Origin of the sequence: uncultured Limnohabitans sp. (genome assembly GCF_937889215.1) — a bacterium.
Lineage (GTDB): Bacteria > Pseudomonadota > Gammaproteobacteria > Burkholderiales > Burkholderiaceae_C > Limnohabitans_A.
Genome location: NZ_CALBEX010000088.1, coordinates 1 through 2,071, shown reverse-complemented (window position 1 = coordinate 2,071; position 2,071 = coordinate 1). Strand labels below are relative to the sequence as shown.

The 2,071-nt window shown below is 61.7% G+C and carries 3 protein-coding genes; all 3 read right to left on the bottom strand.

Annotation, left to right across the window (positions count from 1 at the left end):
- Positions 1-50: 50 nt before the first annotated feature.
- Positions 51-839, bottom strand: coding sequence for an HAD-IIB family hydrolase (locus tag Q0341_RS02005; RefSeq protein ID WP_299510188.1), 789 nt, complete (start codon positions 837-839; stop codon positions 51-53).
- A gap of 11 nt (positions 840-850) precedes the next feature.
- Complete coding sequence (metF, locus tag Q0341_RS02000) at positions 851-1,696, bottom strand: methylenetetrahydrofolate reductase [NAD(P)H] (RefSeq protein ID WP_299510187.1); 846 nt, start codon at positions 1,694-1,696, stop codon at positions 851-853.
- A 16-nt stretch (positions 1,697-1,712) separates the two neighbouring features.
- Positions 1,713-2,071 (bottom strand): SAM-dependent methyltransferase (locus Q0341_RS01995; RefSeq protein ID WP_366522662.1); only part of this gene is annotated, 359 nt, incomplete at its 5' end.

Below are 2,071 nucleotides of genomic sequence, written 5' to 3'. Positions count from 1 at the left end.
GTAAGCATCGCGGCATGGGCCGCGATGGGATGTGTTTAAAACCGGGGGGCTCAGTTCAGGTGCGTCAGCAAGTGCCGGGCCAACTCTGCAAAACCGGCACCGCGTTCACTGGGGGTGATGTAACGTGGCCGGTGGGTCAGTTGTGCTTCAAAGCGGCGGATATTGGCCACACCCACGCTGTTTTCAAAGTGCTCGAACATCACTTGGTCATTGGTGGAGTCTCCCACATAAACCCAACGCTCGATCTCGGCAGCCAGTGCACGTCCCCACAATTGTTTGACGATCCATTGAGCCCCCGACAGTTTATGGTGCTCACCGAACCAGCCGTTGATGTGGATGCTGCTGACGGTGGCGTTCATGCCCTCACTGCGCATGAGTTCCACCACCTGGGTGATGGCTTGCGGCGGCAAATGCGTGAACTCGCTGTGGTCGATCGCGATGTCGGTCTCTCGCCCGGCACTGTCCTGCGCCAGCGCGGCGCCTGGCACCTCGCGCAGGATGCGCGCCGTCATCGCTTGCATGCGCGTCCAATTGGCTGAGCGCACCGCGTCGCTTTGCTGGTAGGTGGCCCGGGGTGCACCGTCGGCTTGGGGTATCCAGGCCGCAGCCCCGTTCTCGGCCACCAGGGCATCCACCGGCCATTGGTGGGCGAAGTTTCGGCTCCAGCCCATGGGCCGCCCGGTGATGGGAATGATCATCAGGCCGGCTTGTTTCAGCGCGCCCAGGGCATGCAAGGCATCGGCCGTGATTGCGCCGTCGGTGGTCAGGGTGTCATCGATGTCGGTGAACACCCCCAACCAGGGCCGAGGGGGGCGTGGCCAATGCGTCAGGTCCAGCATGGCGCAGCGCGTCAGTACGTCAGCGAGTTCAGGCGCTGCAGCACCGCCAGCGTGGCCGCACTCTGGTTCATGGTGTAGAAATGGAGGCCGGGTACGCCGCCGTTGATCAGCTGTTCGCACAGGTCCGACACCACGTCCAGGCCAAAGGCCTTGATTGAGGCCGTGTCGTCGCCATAGGCTTGCAGGCGCAGCCGGATCCAGCGCGGAATTTCGGCCCCGCAGGCGTCTGAGAAGCGCAGCAATTGCGTCGAGCTGGTGATCGGCATGATGCCTGGCACCACGGGCACATCTACGCCCAATTTGTAGGCGTCGTCCACAAAGCGGAAATACGCGTCGCTGTTGTAGAAGTATTGCGTGATGGCCGAATTGGCCCCGGCTTTGACCTTGGTGGCAAAGGCCTGCAAATCCGACTCTGGTGATTTGGCTTGGGGGTGGATCTCGGGGTAGGCCGCCACTTCGATGTAAAAATCGTCGCCGCTTTCTGCCCGGATGAAAGCCACCAAGTCGCTGGCGTAATGGAACTCGCCGCCTGCGCCGTAACCGCTGGGCAAGTCGCCGCGCAAAGCCACCAGGCGCTGCACGCCCATGGCCTTGAGCGTGGCCAGCTCGGCACGCACCGAAGCCTTGGTTGCACCAATGCACGAAAAGTGCGAAGCCGCTGGCACGCCTTCGGCTTGGATCGCGCCCACGGTCGCAAACGTGCCCTCTTGGGTGGAGCCGCCCGCGCCGTAGGTCACCGAACAAAACTCGGGCTTAAGGGTGTACAGCTGTTCGCGCACGCCGCGCAGTTTGTCTGCGCCTTCTGGCGTTTTGGGCGGGAAAAACTCCAGGCTGATGGGCAGTTTCAAACCAGACATCACTTCAACTTTCAATTCAATAGTCGTTGGCCTTGGCATACGCCAAAGCAGCCAGATCGGCCTCATGGGCTGCGCGCGCTTTTTCGCGTGCGGGGGCCACTGCCGCAGGGTCAGGCCAGCAGGCTTGCACAAAAAACTCGTGGTTGCCGTCGCCGCCCGAGATTGGGCTGTCCAGCCAAGCGGTCACTTTCATGCCCAATTCGGTCAATGCGGAGCGCACACGGTTTTCGATGAAAGGGAAATGTGTGTCGTCTTTGACGATGCCGCCCTTGCCCACTTGGCCTGGCTGCAATTCGAACTGCGGTTTGACCAGCATGAGCAACTGGCCTGTGGGCTTGAGCAAATGAACCACACCTGGCAGCACCAAGGTCAGCG